Genomic DNA, 17,243 nt, shown 5'->3' on the forward strand with positions numbered 1-17,243 from the left:
TTGCAATCCCGACTTCTGTTTAGCCAGCTCAACGGAACTGAAAATAAAACGTGCTGAAACGCAGGTTATGATGCTATGCTCGCCAGACAATGTTTAGTAAATTAAACAAAGATCATGAAAACCACTCCTGAACTTTCTTGTGACGTGTTAATTATTGGTAGCGGCGCTGCCGGCCTCTCGCTGGCGCTGCGTCTTGCAGAGAAGCATCAGGTCATTGTCCTGAGCAAAGGCCCGGTTAGCGAAGGGTCCACCTTCTATGCGCAGGGAGGGATTGCCGCCGTTTTCGATGAAACCGACAGCATCGATTCCCATGTGGAAGATACGCTTATCGCCGGCGCCGGTATATGCGATCACCACGCGGTAGAATTTGTCGCCAGCAATGCCCGCGCCTGCGTTCAGTGGCTAATCGATCAGGGTGTGCTGTTTGATACGCAAATCCAGCCTGACGGTCAGGAAAGCTATCATTTAACCCGTGAAGGCGGTCACAGTCATCGTCGCATCCTCCATGCTGCGGACGCTACCGGTAAAGAGGTCGAAACCACGCTGGTCAGTCAGGCGCAGAACCATCCCAACATCCGCGTGCTTGAGCGCAGCAATGCTGTCGATTTAATTATTTCCGATAAAATCGGCCTGCCGGGCACGCGCCGGGTGGTCGGCGCCTGGATCTGGAACCGTAATAAGGAAAGCGTGGAGACCTGCCATGCGAAGTCGGTAGTGTTGGCTACCGGCGGGGCGTCGAAGGTGTATCAATACACGACGAATCCGGACATTTCCTCGGGTGACGGGATTGCGATGGCCTGGCGCGCGGGCTGCCGCGTCGCTAATCTTGAATTCAACCAGTTTCATCCTACCGCCCTGTATCACCCACAGGCGCGAAATTTCCTGCTTACCGAAGCGCTGCGTGGCGAAGGCGCGCATCTTAAACGTCCCGACGGCACGCGCTTTATGCCGGATTTCGATGAGCGCGGCGAGCTGGCGCCACGGGATATTGTCGCCCGCGCGATCGATCATGAAATGAAGCGTCTTGGAGCGGACTGTATGTTTCTCGACATCAGCCATAAGCCTGAGGCGTTTGTCCGCCAGCACTTTCCGATGATCTATGAAAAACTGCTGGGGTTGGGCATTGATCTGACAAAAGATCCGGTGCCGGTGGTGCCTGCTGCGCATTATACCTGCGGCGGCGTGATGGTGGATGATTATGGACGCACCGACGTTGATGGTCTGTACGCCATTGGGGAAGTGAGCTATACCGGCCTGCACGGCGCTAACCGTATGGCGTCGAATTCGTTGCTAGAATGCCTGGTTTACGGTTGGTCGGCGGCAGAAGATATCGACAGACGCATGCCTTACGCCCGTGGCGTAAGCGCCCTTCCCGCCTGGGATGAAAGCCGTGTAGAAAATCCCGATGAACTTGTCGTTATCCAGCATAACTGGCACGAGCTGCGCCTGTTTATGTGGGACTACGTCGGCATCGTGCGAACCACCCGACGCCTGGAGCGCGCCCTGCGGCGTATTACCATGTTGCAGCAGGAGATCGACGAGTATTACGCCAACTTCCGCGTGTCGAATAATTTGCTGGAGCTGCGTAATCTGGTGCAGGTCGCCGAACTGATCGTACGCTGCGCAATGATGCGCAAAGAGAGCCGCGGTTTGCACTATACGCTTGATTATCCGGATCTGCTGGCCGTTTCCGGACCGTCGGTACTGTCGCCACTACATACTCACATAAACAAATAAAACGCCTGGGTCAGCGCCGTGTAACCTTCTGAGTAACGCTGGTCTGGCCCGCGTATTACCAGCCTGTCGCTAAAGCATTCTCCCTGTTTTGGTGAAAAAGCCAACAGAACCCGATGTGGTAAACGCGCTTCATTTTCCGCAACGTCGGTCCTGAGCCTTAAATGCCAGCCCATTTCATGCGCCTGCTGCGTAAAAAGGCTGCCGGTCTTTTCCGGCAGGACGACGCAGAGAAAACCTTCTTCCGTAATCAGCTCCGCCGCGCAGGCCAGCAGCGCCGGGTGATCCAGCGTCGTGGTATAACGCGCCCGTTCCCGTTGCGGCGTCGCACAGTCGACGCCCTGCTCGTAATAAGGCGGGTTACTGACGATCAAATCAAACTTAACGGTTTGCCGGGAGGCCCAGCCCTGAACGTCTTCCTGGTGCAGGGTCAGCCGCCCGGCCCATGGCGACTGCAGAATATTCTCCTGCGCCTGTTCGGCGGCATCTACATCCAGTTCAACCGCGTCGACCGTGACGCTTTCATCGGTACGTTGGGCGAGCATCAGAGCCAGCAGACCGCTGCCCGTACCGATATCCAGGATCCGCTTTACCCCGGCCACTGGCGCCCATGCGCCAAGTAAAATACCATCCGTCCCGACTTTCATTGCACAGCGATCGTGAGCGACAAAAAACTGTTTAAAGGTAAATCCATTACGACGAAGAACGGATGTAGACTGGGACATGAATAACAAACCTTGCAGAAAAAACGGCGACAGCGCCGGGTAAAAACAATACCTGAGAAGCGATATCCATACAAACAGATGAAGATTACAGCCGTAACGTCTATAATCAGCGCCCCACACAGAGGTAGAACATGACTGTAACGACTTTTTCCGAACTTGAACTCGACGAAAGCCTGCTGGATGCCCTCCAGGAAAAAGGCTTCACTCGCCCGACCGCCATTCAGGCTGCCGCCATTCCGCCTGCGCTCGATGGCCGTGATGTGCTCGGTTCTGCGCCGACAGGCACCGGTAAAACGGCGGCATATCTGCTGCCAGCGTTGCAGCACCTGCTCGACTTCCCGCGTAAGAAATCCGGCCCGCCGCGTATCCTGATCCTTACGCCGACGCGCGAACTGGCAATGCAGGTCGCCGATCACGCTCGCGAGTTGGCAAAGCATACCCATCTGGATATTGCGACCATTACCGGTGGCGTCGCGTACATGAACCACGCGGAAGTGTTCAGCGAAAACCAGGATATCGTGGTCGCGACCACTGGTCGCCTGATGCAGTATATAAAAGAAGAGAACTTTGACTGCCGCGCGGTAGAAACCTTGATCCTTGACGAAGCGGATCGCATGCTGGACATGGGTTTTGCTCAGGATATTGAGCACATTGCCGGAGAAACGCGCTGGCGTAAGCAGACGATGCTGTTTTCCGCGACCCTGGAAGGCGAGGCGATCAAAGACTTTGCCGAGCGTCTGCTGGAAGAACCGGTTGAAGTGTCTGCCACTCCGTCCACGCGTGAGCGTAAAAAGATTCATCAGTGGTACTACCGTGCCGATAACTACGAGCATAAATTCGAACTACTGAAGCACTTGTTGAAGCAGGAAGACGCGACCCGCACCATCGTGTTCGTGCGTAAGCGTGAGCGAGTTCATGAACTGGCAGAGCAACTGCGCCTGGCAGGCATTAACAACTGCTATCTTGAAGGCGAGATGGCGCAGATCAAACGCAACGAAGGCATCAAACGTCTTACCGACGGTCGCGTGAATGTGCTGGTCGCCACCGACGTTGCGGCGCGCGGGATTGATATTCCTGACGTGAGTCACGTGATTAACTTCGACATGCCGCGCAGCGGGGATACCTATCTGCACCGTATCGGTCGTACAGGCCGCGCAGGGCGTAAAGGCACAGCCATTTCACTGGTTGAAGCGCACGATCATCTGCTGCTGCTGAAAATCGGTCGTTACATTGAGGAACCGCTAAAATCACGCGTGATTGATGAACTCCGCCCGACCACGCGAGCGCCCAGTGAAAAAATGACCGGGAAACCGTCCAAAAAAGTGCTCGCCAAACGCGCAGAGAAGAAAAAAGAGAAGGAAAAAGAGAAGCCGCGGGTGAAAAAACGTCACCGTGATACCAAAAATATTGGTAAGCGCCGTAAACCGAGCGCTAGCGACGTCGCGCAGCAGTCCGGCGAAGAATAAGAACGCCGTTTCTTTCTAATGATAAAAGCCGGCATTTGCGCCGGCTTTTTGTTTTCTGCGTTGCCATCAGAAGTGCATTTTCAGTCCCAGTACGCCCTGTACCGGTTCTTCGATATATCGCCCTTGACGGTAACTAACCTCGCCATAGAACGTGGTATTTTCCGCCAGTTCCAGCGACGCTCCCGCGCCATAGCGTCCAGACGCCCCGTTCACATTATTATCAAAGCGTATGCCGTTAATGGCGACTTCGTTTGACTTCGCGGTTTCCTGAACCACTGCCGCATGGAAATAAGGCTTCACTTCCGCGCGCCCCAGTGTGAACTGGCTACCGACGCGCGTACCGGCTTCCGCAATCAGCGAACGGGGCTTGCCGGTGTCCGCTTTCATGCCATTGCTGAGCGTGATATTGGCCCGGTTTGCCTGAACGGCGCTGGTACGGACATACGGCTCGGCATAAGTTTGTGCCGTCAGCCAATGACGATAACCGCTTTCCAGCACGCCGCTCAGCGCATACTGATGCCAGTCGCCCCTGGTGTAACCTCCGTTGGTCATTTTCGCCTTCAGGTCGCTGTTCAGACGGTTGCCTTTCATTACGCCATCAACGTAAATCCCGGAGCGATCGAACCACGTGGCATACGCGCCCAGACCGTAGCTATCCAGGGTACTTTTCCCACCTCGCGCATGTCTTACCTCATTCGCAGAGCTGGACATCCAGACGCCGGTTAGCAGGTTTCCACGCTCAAATCGTGCGGTCTTATCCGCACCGATTTCAATGCCGTTTTGCTCCAGCCGATACGCCGCGCCATTGCTACTGTGAACGCGGCTGTTGCTGCCGGTGTAATGCCCCCATACACTGTTTTCCGGAAGATTATCCGCCGAAAGCGTTGAGCGCCAGGCGCGGAAGCCATCCAGTTCAGCATTCACCACGCGCGTGATTGCCGACGCCATGTTGAGGATCGCATCCGTTGACGGCGTGGTCAGTTTATTTTCGTTACCGCCATTACCACCGGTATCGGGCTGCTCTCCACCGCCAGTACCAGGAATTTCTGTACCCGGTTGCTCTGTGCCTGGTTCTTCCGGCTCCGGTTCTTCAGGTTCCGGCTGCTCGGTATTTCCGTTCGCCAGGCCCAGATACCAGATGTTACCCTCCAGTTGATCTTTACCTTGCTGGTGATAAAGCGAGTACATGTACACCCCCGCATCCAGCATTGCGACACGACGTTGTGCAGCGCTGACCAGCGTGAAGTCAATATTGCCCTCTTTATCATTCACCAGGTTGACGGTCAGATTGTCTGGATCGGCAATTTCCCGGCCTGAGTCATGGACGATGATATTGAACTGGCCAACGCCATTATCAATAGTGACAAAGTTCCCGTTACGTTCCGCCAATGACGTATTAAACAGAAACGATCCTGTCCCGCTCAGCGAACCGATCGATAACGCCGCATACTCGCCATCGCTGTCACGGAGAAACGAGACGATCCCTCGCTCCGACGACAGCGTATCGATTCGGGCAGGCAGCACACTGGTGGTATTGTCGTTTAAGTCAGTAATCGACAGAGTACCGCCTTTCAGCGTCAGGTCGCTGGCATATGCACCGGCTTCCATAATCATCTCGCCAGCCCCGTTGACAACCGTACTCCCCGTCGCCCGTGCGGAGGTATACAACTGAAATGCTCCGCTGTTAACTACCGTGTCGTGCGCGGTGGTACCGCTTGCCAGAGTCATCACACTGGCGTCATTGAGGGTGGCGTTCCGCGCGCTCGCTGCGCCGGAAAGCCTCATCGTGCTCGTACCGTTGAGCGTCGTCCCGTTCGCCACGGTGTTTTCAGTCATGGTTAGCGCAGCGGTATCAAACAGCGTGGTATCCGTTAAGGCAGCATTGCCTTTGATATCCAGCGTACCGCTACCGGCGATTTGCGTATCGCTGGCCACCGCATTCATACTCATCAGCATCGTGCCGCCATTAATAACTGTCTTGCTGGCGCTGGCCGTTGAGTTCATATTTAAACGTCCGCCCTGCTCAACGTAAGTGTCTTCTGCTGAACCGGAAGCAGAGATATTCATATTCCCGCCAGATTGCACCCGCGTGTTTCGGGTCGAGGCATTGTCATGAAAACCCAAATATCCCCCGTTCGTAACCGTGGTGTTCTCCAGAAGCGAATGCTCTCTGATAAAAATTTTGCTATCTTTATTTACAACTGTATCGACACCATAAGAATTCCCATACATCGTTAATAACGATGTACCATTTAATACGGTATTACTTATCTGGCTATTATCGTAGGTGTAAATATACCCACCATCATCAACAAGCGTATCAGTGGCCGAGGCATCGCCATTGAGATAAAGCCGTCCATGTTGTTTAACATGCGTGTGAGTGGCTGTGGCATGATCGTTTAACGTCATATTACGATGCGTTGTGGTATATTCCGCCGTCGCCTTACCCGATAAGGTCACTGTACTGTTATCATTAATAATAGTATTACTTATTGACGCATTATCGTTAACATTTAAATAACTGATGCCGTTTAACGTGGTATTCGTCGCCGTCGCGTTATTGTTTAGAATGACAGTCGTGCTGGTTCCTTGCAGCACAGTATTATTTGCAAGAGTATTATCGTTCAGCGTCAGGAGACTGCGCCCCTTCAATGTCGTGTCTGCTAAGGAGACACGGTCTCCGGCAGTCAGATTACCGACATCAAGCAGAGTGGATTCTGCCTGAATATCACCGCCAAGCGTTAACGTCTTCGATTTAGAAACGGACGTATTAATAATTTTTCCGCTGTCATTCAGTGAAACATCTTCTGTAGAAACCTTCAGACCGTCCTGAAGATATTCAGCACTGGCGTTAAACGCTGTGCCGTATATAGCCGACAGGCAAAAAAAGGCGACCTTATTGCGTCTCATATTTTTCCCAAAGATATTATTACAAATTTATAGAAATAACGTTGTCCGACTAAAGCAGACAGAAAATTGAAGTAGAGTTGAACGGAGGGTATTTCTTAATTGCGCGGATAATAGCCGTTTTCCCGCATGTTTATTTAAACCAAACCTAAACCACGAAAAAACTGACAAAACTATACTTACCAGCGCGAAAAATAACGTCGCTGATATATGTGTTGAATGAGGAGGAATAATAAAAGTTTAATTATCGCCAAACTTTTAATCACGCGGGTGATTAATGCAAACAATAAAAAACCCCGGTCGCAGCGCGTGACCGGGGTTGATGAATCAGTCTGAGCGGTGTGCTTACAGACTTTCAGTAAAGGTACGAGCGATAACGTCGCGCTGCTGTTCCGGCGTCAGAGAGTTGAAACGCACGGCGTAACCGGAAACACGGATGGTCAGTTGCGGGTATTTTTCCGGATGCTTAACCGCATCTTCCAGCGTTTCGCGACGCAGTACGTTAACGTTCAGGTGCTGGCCCCCTTCCACACGCACTTCCGGTTTCACTTCCATCGGAATTTCGCGGTATTCAATGTCGCCCAGTTTGTTTACTGCAACCACTTCGTCTTCGGCAAAACCTGCTTTTGCAACGATGCAGCGTGCTTCGCCTTTTTCGCTGTCCAGCAACCAGAAGGAATTCAGCAGGTCATCGTTAGCGGCTTTAGTAATCTGGATACCTGTAATCATGTGATGCCTCCCCGGCAAATTATTTGATTAGGGTTGGCCGTCTCGCGGCCAATTGGTAAAACCATTGTTGCTTGAGTGTATATATACCCCCCTGACACCCTTGATTCTTTGATTTAAATCAACAAAAACCACACCACAAAAGTGGTGATACGATGAATTTATTGTTTTACATCAACTTACGCCTGACAAAGGCATAAACTTTTTACATAAATTTTCAACTTTATTAGAGGCATAGCGCACGCTGCCGGGCGACAGCAGTTTGCGCCATGCAAAGAAGCAGTTAAGCTATGTTGATTGAAAATTCGCAGGAGAGCGAGATGGCCACCGAATTAACCTGGCACGATGTGCTGGCTGAAGAGAAACAGCAGCCCTATTTTGTGAATACGCTTCACACCGTTGCTGCAGAACGACAGTCAGGAATGACGATTTATCCGCCGCAAAAAGATGTGTTTAACGCGTTTCGCTTCACCGAACTGGGCGAGGTAAAAGTCGTTATTCTCGGACAGGATCCCTATCACGGCCCCGGCCAGGCGCACGGGCTGGCGTTTTCCGTTCGTCCGGGCATTGCGCCGCCGCCGTCGCTGGTGAATATGTATAAAGAGCTGGAAGGCTCGATCCCGGGTTTTACCCGCCCCTCACACGGTTATCTTGAAAGCTGGGCGCGTCAGGGCGTGCTGTTGCTCAATACGGTATTAACCGTTCGGGCCGGCCAGGCGCATTCACACGCCAGTCTTGGATGGGAAACCTTCACCGATAAAGTGATCGCACTGATCAACCAGCATCGTGAAGGAGTGGTGTTCCTGCTCTGGGGATCGCACGCCCAGAAAAAAGGGGCAATTATTGATAAGCAACGTCATCATGTGCTGAAAGCGCCTCACCCGTCTCCGCTGTCGGCGCATCGCGGATTTTTTGGCTGCAATCATTTTGTTCTGGCGAATCAATGGCTGGAGCAGCGTGGCGAGAAGCCTGTTGACTGGATGCCGGTATTACCGGCAGAGAGCGAGTAAATCAGAGAATGCATGCCCGGCAAGCCCTTGCCGCCGGGCAACGTGTCGTTACGCTTTATTCTGACGCCACCATTCGGCAAGCAGTACGCCAGTCGCGACTGAGACGTTCAGACTTTCGACCTTCCCGGTACCATCGATCTTCACGCACAAATCGCTGGCATCATGCGCAGCGTCCGGCAGACCATCAGCTTCCTGACCCAGCACAAGCACCACTTTTTCTGGCAAGGCAGTGCTGAACAACGGTTTACCTTGTTCGCTTGAGGTGGTCACGACGGTGTACCCCGCCTGACGGAAATCATCCAGCACATTCACAATACTGTCGCCGGTGATTGGCTGCACGTGCTCCGCGCCGCCTTCTGCGGTACGAATTGCCGCACCGGATTCCAGCAATGCTGCATCCTGCACCACGACGGCCTTCACGCCAAAGTGGGCGCAACTGCGCATCATGCCGCCCAGGTTGTGCGGGTTAGACTCTTTTTCCAGCGCCAGCACGCAGTCCTGCGCACCCGCCTGACTCACCCATTGCTTAACGGTGGTGCCGTTACGTTTTTTGATGAGGAAACAAACGCCGCCGTGATGTTCAGTACCCGAGGCTTTCGCCAGCTCCGCTTCATCTACCACGTGATACGCTTTGCGGTTCGCCGCCATCCAGCGTAGCGCTTCTTTAAAACGAGGGGTAACGCTCTGAATGAACCATGCGCGGACAATGGCTTCCGGACGGCTCTGGAACAGAGCCTGGCAGGCATTTTCGCCGTAAACGCGGGTCTCTTCCGCGCGCTGACGACGCAACACTTCAGGATCGATAAAACTTTTACCGCTGATCCCACCGTGATCGGCTTTTTCCGGCGTCTCGTCACCGGGAGCCCGGGACACAGTACGCCACGGCGAATCTTCACGCTTGCGATCGCGGTTCTGAGAGGGTCGTTCATCGCGGGCGGGGCGACGGCCACCGTCAGCACGAGATTTTCCTGGACGTCCGCCCCCTTTCCCGGTACGCGGGTTATAGGTACGTTTATCAGAATCATCATCACTGCGGACATACATCACTTTGACCTTGCCGCTTTTGTTTTTCAATTCATCGTTCATGCTTTTCTCCACCAGCGCTGCGCGAAGCGCGCAGATTACCCGATGTACACTGAGTTAGCCATTATTTCATTTAAAAGCTTATGACTATTGTACTCATTGAATAAAACACATTGTTGTTTAAAACAGTCTCGTCGATAATATGTAACATATTGGAAACATATCGGCGTTCGTGCCGTTCATTATCCCTACTCATCCAGAGGTTAGTTATGAATACCGTTTGTACCAGCTGCCAGGCCATCAACCGCATTCCCGACGATCGGGTTGAGGATGCGGCAAAATGCGGACGCTGTGGTCACGACCTGTTTGACGGAGAGGTGATCAATGCGACCGGTGAAACGCTGGATAAACTGCTGAAGGACGATCTGCCTGTTGTGATCGACTTCTGGGCGCCGTGGTGTGGCCCATGCCGTAACTTCGCCCCCATCTTTGAAGACGTCGCCGAAGAACGCAGCGGTAAAGTGCGTTTCGTGAAAGTGAATACTGAAGCAGAGCGAGAACTCAGCGCCCGCTTCGGCATTCGCAGCATTCCAACCATTATGATCTTAAAGCACGGTCAGGTTGTGGATATGCTCAATGGCGCGGTGCCAAAAGCGCCATTTGATAGTTGGCTGAACGAATCGCTGTAATCTCGTCGGGGCGCATCTTGTGCCCCGTTTTTACCTCTGCGACAATGGCGTTTTTCGACGCACTTCTCAATCCCTAATGACTGAAAACGCTGTTCTTAAGCTTCGTGCTGAACGCCTTGCACGCGCCACGCGCCCTTTTCTCGCCCGCGGTAATCGCATTCGTCGCTGCCAGCGCTGTTTACTGCCGCTGAAACTGTGCCTGTGCGCAACCCTGTCGCCTTCGTGGGCGAAGAGTCGTTTCTGTTTGGTGATGTTTGATACCGAACCGATGAAGCCCAGTAATACCGGACGACTGATTGCCGATACGTTGCCGGATACCGCGGCGTTTCAGTGGTCGCGAACCGAACCGCCGCAGGCGTTGCTGGATTTAGTGCAAGACCCCGCGTATCAGCCGATGGTGGTTTTTCCCGCCTCGTATGCCAGCGAAGAACGTGAAGTGATCCTGGCGCCCCCCAACGGTAAACCACCGCTGTTCATTATGCTCGACGGCACCTGGCCGGAAGCGCGCAAAATGTTCCGTAAAAGCCCCTACCTCGACCACCTGCCGGTGATTTCCGTCGACCTGTCGCGCCTGTCGGCCTATCACCTGCGCGGCATCCATGCCGAAGGGCAATATTGCACCGCCGAGGTGGCTATCGCCCTGCTGGATCTGGCCGGTGATACCGACGCCGCAGGTGCGCTTGGCGAACATTTTAGCCGCTTCAAAACCCGCTATCTCGCAGGAAAAACCCAACATCAGGGAAGCGTCACAGCACAATTAGCAGAAAGCGTTTAAAATCATTCGGTCATCTCTACGTAAGGGAAACCGATATGAGTCAGCGAGGGCTGGAAGCGCTACTGCGACCCAAATCGATAGCCGTGATTGGCGCATCGATGAAACCCAACCGGGCGGGTTACCTGATGATGCGCAATCTGTTGGCAGGCGGCTTTAACGGCCCGGTTCTTCCCGTCACGCCCGCCTGGAAAGCGGTATTAGGCGTACTGGCCTGGCCGAACGTCGACAGTCTGCCTTTTACGCCTGACCTCGCCGTATTGTGCACCAATGCCAGCCGCAATCTGGCGCTGCTGGAAGCGCTGGGAGAAAAGGGCTGTAAAACCTGTATTATTCTTTCCGCCCCCGCGTCTTTACATGCTGAATTATTGTCCTGTGCCGCGCGCTATAAAATGCGTCTGCTTGGCCCTAACAGCCTTGGGCTGCTCGCGCCCTGGCAAGGGCTCAATGCCAGCTTTTCTCCGGTACCGATTAAACGCGGTAAGCTGGCGTTTATCTCCCAGTCCGCTGCGGTGTCGAACACTATTCTCGATTGGGCGCAGCAGCGCGAAATGGGCTTTTCCTACTTTATTGCACTTGGTGATAGCCTCGACATTGATGTCGACGAATTGCTTGACTATCTCTCCCGTGACAGTAAAACGAGCGCCATTCTGCTTTATCTGGAACACTTAAGCGATGCCAGACGATTTGTCTCTGCCGCCCGCAGCGCCTCGCGCAATAAACCGATTCTGGTGATCAAAAGCGGTCGCAGCCCGGCTGCCCAGCGTTTATTACAGACCAGCGCCGGAATGGACCCTGCCTGGGATGCCGCTATTCAGCGCGCAGGCTTGCTGCGCGTGCAGGATACTCACGAACTGTTTTCTGCGGTAGAAACGCTGAGTCATATGCGTCCTTTGCGCGGCGACAGGCTAATGATTATCAGCAATGGCGCAGCGCCGGCGGCGCTGGCGTTGGATGAACTTTGGTCGCGTAACGGCAAACTGGCCACGCTGAGTGAAGAGACGTGCCAGAAGCTACGCGATCTTCTCCCTGCGCACGTTGAAGTAGCTAACCCGTTGGATCTTCGCGATGATGCCAGCATTGCGCATTACACTAAAACGCTGGAATGCCTCCTCGCCAGTCAGGATTTTGACGCGTTGATGGTTATACACTCCCCCAGCGCTACCGCGCCGGGTACCGAGACCGCTCAGGCGCTGATAGAAACCGTTAGCCACCATCCGCGCGGCAAGTTTGTTTCATTGTTAACCAACTGGTGCGGAGAGTTTTCCTCTCAGGAAGCCCGACGGTTATTTAGCGAAGCCGGACTGCCAACCTATCGCACCCCGGAAGGCACCATTACCGCGTTTATGCATATGGTGGAATACCGGCGAAACCAGAAACAATTGCGGGAAACGCCCGCGTTGCCCAGCAATCTCACCGCCAATACGACGCAAGCCCATGACCTGCTTCAGCAGGCGATTCACGAGGGTGCGACATCATTAGATACTCATGAAGTTCAGCCCATTCTTCAAGCTTATGGGTTGCATACGCTTCCCACCTGGATTGCCAGCGACAGCGCCGAAGCAGTGCATATCGCCGAGCAGATTGGCTACCCGGTCGCGCTCAAGCTGCGTTCGCCGGATATTCCTCATAAATCAGAAGTACAGGGGGTCATGCTGTATCTGCGCACGGCGAATGAGGTTCAGCAGGCGGCCAATGCTATCTTTGATCGGGTAAGAATGGCCTGGCCGCAAGCGCGCATACACGGTCTGCTGGTGCAAAGCATGGCAAACCGCGCGGGCGCGCAGGAGTTGCGCGTGGTCGTGGAGCACGATCCGGTGTTTGGCCCATTGATTATGTTGGGCGAAGGCGGCGTGGAGTGGCACCCTGAAGAACAGGCTGTCGTTGCGCTTCCGCCGCTGAACATGAATCTGGCGCGTTACCTGGTTATTCAGGGAATAAAAAGTAAGAAGATCCGCGGGCGTAGCGCTTTGCGTCCGCTGGATGTGGCGGGTCTGAGCCAGTTACTGGTGCAGGTGTCGAACCTGATTGTCGACTGCCCGGAGATCCAGCGACTGGATATCCATCCGCTGCTGGCCTCAGCTGGAGAGTTTACCGCGCTGGATGTCACTCTGGATATCGCGCCCTTTGAAGGTGATAACGAAAGTCGCCTTGCCGTGCGTCCCTATCCTCATCAATTAGAAGAATGGGTCGAGATGAAAAATGGCGAGCGCTGCCTGTTCCGACCTATCCTGCCGGAGGATGAGCCTCATCTTCAGCAGTTCATTTCCCAGGTCACCAAAGAAGATCTTTATTACCGCTATTTTAGTGAGATCAATGAATTTACCCACGAAGATTTAGCTAACATGACGCAGATCGACTACGATCGGGAAATGGCATTTGTCGCAGTGAGACGCGTTGAGCAAACGGAAGAAATTCTCGGCGTCACCCGCGCGATTTCCGATCCGGATAACGTTGATGCGGAGTTTGCCGTCCTGGTGCGTTCCGATCTCAAAGGGTTAGGATTAGGTCGTCGATTGCTGGAAAAATTAATTACCTATACCCGGGATCACGGACTCAGACGGCTGAATGGGATTACGATGCCTAACAATCGCGGCATGGTGGCGCTGGCTCGTAAGCTCGGTTTCCACGTGGATATCCAGCTTGAAGAGGGTATCGTTGGGCTAACGCTTGAGCTTGCGCCGCCCGAGGAATCGTGAGTAAGGTACTGGAAATGTTGACCACTTTAACGGGGACGGTGTTATCATTGCCCGCTTATGTCGTCTGCATAGCACAGAGGACCCTTCAATGAACAGAGAAGAAATGCACTGTGATGTTGTCAAAATTTAAGCGTAATAAACATCAACAACACCTTGCCCAACTACCGAAGATTTCTCAATCAGTTGATGATGTCGATTTCTTTTATGCTCCTGCCAGGTTCAGGGAGACTCTGCTGGAGAAAATAGCCGGCGCGAAGCAACGCATTTGCATCATCGCCCTGTATCTGGAACAGGATGACGGTGGCAAAGGCATCCTCAACGCGCTTTATGAGGCGAAACGGCAGCGGCCGGAACTCGACGTTCGGGTGCTTGTCGACTGGCATCGTGCGCAACGTGGACGAATCGGCGCGGCGGCATCGAATACCAATGCCGACTGGTACTGCCGGATGGCACATGAAAACCCCGGCGTCGACGTACCGGTCTACGGCGTTCCCATCAACACTCGTGAAGCCCTTGGCGTTCTCCATTTCAAAGGCTTTATCATTGATGACAGCGTGCTGTACAGCGGCGCTAGCCTGAACGACGTCTACCTGCATCAGCATGATAAATATCGTTATGATCGCTATCACCTGATCCGTAACGCCAAAATGGCTGACATCATGTTCGAATGGGTCACCCAGAACCTGATGCAGGGTCGTGGCGTTAATCGACTGGATGATACTCAACGTCCAAAAAGTCCGGAAATCAAAAATGATATTCGTCTGTATCGCCAGGAGTTACGCGATGCGGCCTACCATTTTCAGGGCGATGCGAACAACGATCAGCTTTCCGTGACGCCATTAGTAGGCCTGGGTAAATCCAGCCTGCTCAATAAAACCATCTTTCATTTGATGCCGTGCACGGAACATAAGCTTACGATTTGCACGCCTTACTTCAACCTGCCAGCGATTCTGGTGCGCAACATTATTCAGTTGCTGCGTGAAGGTAAAAAGGTGGAGATCATCGTCGGAGATAAAACCGCCAACGATTTTTATATTCCGGAAAACGAGCCGTTTAAGATTATCGGCGCTCTGCCCTATCTCTATGAGATTAACCTGCGGCGTTTCCTGAGCCGTCTGCAATACTATGTGAATACCGATCAGCTCGTCGTCCGTCTGTGGAAAGACGAAGATAATTCTTATCATCTCAAAGGCATGTGGGTGGATGACAACTGGATGTTGCTTACCGGGAATAACCTCAATCCGCGCGCCTGGCGTCTGGATCTGGAAAATGCGATCCTGATTCACGATCCTCAGCAAGAACTGGCGGCGCAAAGAGAAAAAGAACTGGATCTGATCCGTACGCATACTACGATCGTTAAACATTATCGCGATCTTCAAAGCATCGCTGATTATCCGGTCAAAGTCCGTAAACTTATTCGCCGACTTCGCCGGATTCGGATCGACAGGCTTATTAGTCGTATTCTGTAATCAAAACCCCGTCCTGTACGGGGTTTTCTGTATGGAGGTGCCGGTGCGTATACTTCTTGTTCTGAGCGTCTTTGTTCTTTCGGGATGTAGCCATCTGGCTCAGGACAGCTGGCACGGGCAGGATAAGGCTCAGCATTTTATCGCCTCCGCGATGCTTTCAGCCGCAGGTAACGAATATGCGCAACATCAGGGTATAAGCCGCGATCGCAGCGCCGCATTTGGTTTGATGTTTTCGCTCAGCCTTGGCGCGTCAAAAGAACTGTGGGACAGCCGCCCTGAAGGGAGCGGCTGGAGCTGGAAAGATTTCGCCTGGGATGTCGCCGGGGCAACCACTGGCTATGCCGTCTGGCAACTGGCGCATAACTAAAGGCGCAGCCCTTTACCCTTGCGGTGCAGCATCAGCGAGACCAAAAACGCGATGATCGCCATCACTGTGACATACCAGAAGAAAGAGGTTTCCATGCCGACAGACTTCAGCGAGAGCGCGACGTATTCCGCGGAACCACCAAACAGCGCATTCGCCACCGCATAGGAAAGACCAACACCCAGCGCGCGAACCTGCGCCGGAAACATTTCGGCCTTCAGAATCCCACTGATTGAAGTGTAGAAGCTGACAATTAGCAATGCGCACATGACCAACCCAAAGGCTGCGTAAGGCGATGTCACGTTCTGTAGCGCGGATAAAATGGGTACGGTAAACAGTGTCGCCAGCGCGCCAAAACACAGCATCGAGGTACGTCGACCAATTTTATCAGACAGGGCGCCAAACAACGGCTGAACAAGCATGTATACAAACAGAGCGGCAGTCATAATTCCGCTGGCCACGTTGGCATGCATCCCGGCGGTATTCACCAGATACTTTTGCATGTACGTCGTGAAGGTATAGAAACAGAGGGAACCTGCGGCAGTGAATCCGAGCACCATGATAAATGCTCTGCGGTTTCGCCATAGTCCTTTCAGCGAGCCTGCTTCTTTCAGAGCTCGGGTTTCCTGCTTTGACGTTTCATCTAGCTCACGACGCAGCCAGAGCGCGACCACGGCCAGTACTGCGCCTAACGCAAAGGGTATACGCCACCCCCATTCTCTGAGCGCAGCATCCTCCATGGTGTGCTGTAAGACTACTACAACCAGCAGTGCCAGCAATTGCCCACCAATCAGCGTCACATACTGAAACGAGGCATAAAAACCTTTTCGTCCTTCTACAGCGACTTCACTCATATAGGTTGCGCTGGTGCCATATTCTCCACCAACAGACAGCCCCTGAAACAGACGGGCAAGCAGTAACAGCGCTGGCGCCCATGTGCCGATGGTTTCATAACCGGGCAGACAGGCGATCACCAGCGATCCCATACACATCATACACACCGATAACAGCATGGATTTTTTTCGCCCATGTTTATCGGCTATCCGACCGAACAGCCAGCCGCCAATAGGGCGCATTAAAAAGCCTGCGGCAAAGACGCCTGCGGTCTGGAGAAGTTGAGTTGTGGTGTTACCCGAGGGGAAGAAGATGTGCGCAAAGTAGAGGGAACAGAAGGAATAGACGTAGAAATCAAACCATTCAACCAGATTCCCGGATGAGGCACCGACAATTGCCCATACGCGGCGACGGGTATCACTGTCGGTCAGTGACCCGTTCACAGTTACACTGCTTTCTGTCATTAGAATTGTACTCCTGCCAAAGATCTGATTGTGATCATCAGTTGTGTTTGCTGTCATTTTGGTAAATAAAATGTTATTCAATTGTTATATATTATTATGTGACAGGGGTCGAGGATTTAATTAGCAGTAGAAGGAATTCAGAGGAAGCTCAGTGTGTAAGGGGGTACAGGACCCGACTTTTACCATAGCCTGACGGCAATCGGTCTGCAGAGCAGTTGGTCAACTTAGGCGCCAGAAGGATGCTTGTTCGCGGCGGATGTCGCTGCGCTGAGATGGCCTGTGCCAGAAACGCAAAAAGCCCATCCGTCAGGATGGGCTTTTCACTTGTCTGATGCCTGGCAGTTCCCTACTCTCGCATGGG

The 17,243-nt window shown here is 53.2% G+C and carries 13 protein-coding genes; 8 read left to right on the forward strand and 5 right to left on the reverse strand.

The window, feature by feature from the left end; genetic code table 11:
• The first annotated feature begins 114 nt into the window (after positions 1–114).
• A complete protein-coding gene (gene nadB, locus OGY07_RS01145; RefSeq protein ID WP_286598163.1) occupies positions 115–1,737 on the forward strand; it encodes an L-aspartate oxidase in 1,623 nt (540 codons plus the stop codon).
• Here nadB and trmN read toward each other — a convergent pair.
• On the reverse strand, positions 1,722–2,459 hold the full coding sequence (gene trmN, locus OGY07_RS01150; RefSeq protein WP_286598165.1) for a tRNA(1)(Val) (adenine(37)-N(6))-methyltransferase TrmN: 738 nt from the start codon (positions 2,457–2,459) through the stop codon (positions 1,722–1,724). The genes nadB and trmN overlap by 16 nt on opposite strands.
• Before the next feature lie 131 nt (positions 2,460–2,590).
• Between trmN and srmB the strand changes: the two genes are divergently transcribed.
• A complete protein-coding gene (srmB, locus tag OGY07_RS01155; protein WP_042291703.1) occupies positions 2,591–3,925 on the forward strand; it encodes an ATP-dependent RNA helicase SrmB in 1,335 nt (444 codons plus the stop codon).
• A gap of 66 nt (positions 3,926–3,991) precedes the next feature.
• Here srmB and OGY07_RS01160 read toward each other — a convergent pair whose 3' ends face one another.
• Together OGY07_RS01160 and grcA are read right to left on the reverse strand one after the other, a co-directional pair.
• Positions 3,992–6,835, reverse strand: a complete 2,844-nt coding sequence (locus tag OGY07_RS01160) for an autotransporter outer membrane beta-barrel domain-containing protein (RefSeq protein WP_353655516.1) — start codon at positions 6,833–6,835, stop codon at positions 3,992–3,994.
• A 342-nt stretch (positions 6,836–7,177) separates the two neighbouring features.
• Positions 7,178–7,561 carry an autonomous glycyl radical cofactor GrcA gene (gene grcA / locus OGY07_RS01165; RefSeq protein WP_042291706.1) on the reverse strand — a complete coding sequence of 128 codons (384 nt, stop codon included), beginning with the start codon at positions 7,559–7,561 and terminating at the stop codon, positions 7,178–7,180.
• A 317-nt stretch (positions 7,562–7,878) separates the two neighbouring features.
• Between grcA and ung the strand changes: the two genes are divergently transcribed.
• Positions 7,879–8,568 (forward strand): uracil-DNA glycosylase, encoded by a 690-nt coding sequence (gene ung, locus OGY07_RS01170; protein WP_042291757.1) that lies wholly within the window; start codon positions 7,879–7,881, stop codon positions 8,566–8,568.
• Positions 8,569–8,616: 48 nt separating this feature from the next.
• On the opposite strand, the gene OGY07_RS01175 is transcribed toward ung, so the two are convergent.
• Entirely contained in the window at positions 8,617–9,654 is a 1,038-nt protein-coding gene (locus OGY07_RS01175; protein WP_042291709.1) for a tRNA/rRNA methyltransferase, read from the reverse strand.
• A 206-nt stretch (positions 9,655–9,860) separates the two neighbouring features.
• Here OGY07_RS01175 and trxC point away from each other — a divergent pair, with 206 nt between their 5' ends.
• The 5 genes from trxC (at position 9,861) to OGY07_RS01205 (ending at position 15,587) form a co-directional block, all read left to right on the forward strand.
• Entirely contained in the window at positions 9,861–10,280 is a 420-nt protein-coding gene (gene trxC / locus OGY07_RS01180) for a thioredoxin TrxC (protein ID WP_042291710.1), read from the forward strand.
• Between the two features lie 76 nt (positions 10,281–10,356).
• A complete protein-coding gene (gene tapT / locus OGY07_RS01185; protein ID WP_286598181.1) occupies positions 10,357–11,055 on the forward strand; it encodes a tRNA-uridine aminocarboxypropyltransferase in 699 nt (232 codons plus the stop codon).
• 35 nt (positions 11,056–11,090) lie between these two features.
• On the forward strand, positions 11,091–13,751 hold the full coding sequence (locus tag OGY07_RS01190) for a bifunctional acetate--CoA ligase family protein/GNAT family N-acetyltransferase (RefSeq protein WP_199956561.1): 2,661 nt from the start codon (positions 11,091–11,093) through the stop codon (positions 13,749–13,751).
• Positions 13,752–13,864: 113 nt separating this feature from the next.
• Complete coding sequence (gene pssA, locus OGY07_RS01200; RefSeq protein WP_042291718.1) at positions 13,865–15,220, forward strand: CDP-diacylglycerol--serine O-phosphatidyltransferase; 1,356 nt, start codon at positions 13,865–13,867, stop codon at positions 15,218–15,220.
• Between the two features lie 31 nt (positions 15,221–15,251).
• On the forward strand, positions 15,252–15,587 hold the full coding sequence (locus tag OGY07_RS01205; RefSeq protein ID WP_502872422.1) for a YfiM family lipoprotein: 336 nt from the start codon (positions 15,252–15,254) through the stop codon (positions 15,585–15,587).
• On the opposite strand, the gene kgtP is transcribed toward OGY07_RS01205, so the two are convergent.
• Positions 15,584–16,882 carry an alpha-ketoglutarate permease gene (kgtP, locus tag OGY07_RS01210; RefSeq protein ID WP_286598186.1) on the reverse strand — a complete coding sequence of 433 codons (1,299 nt, stop codon included), beginning with the start codon at positions 16,880–16,882 and terminating at the stop codon, positions 15,584–15,586. The two genes, OGY07_RS01205 and kgtP, sit on opposite strands and share 4 nt — an antisense overlap.
• Positions 16,883–17,243: the final 361 nt, after the last annotated feature.

This window comes from Citrobacter sp. Cs237, from assembly GCF_030332325.1.
In the GTDB taxonomy this organism is placed as follows: domain Bacteria; phylum Pseudomonadota; class Gammaproteobacteria; order Enterobacterales; family Enterobacteriaceae; genus Citrobacter_A; species Citrobacter_A sedlakii.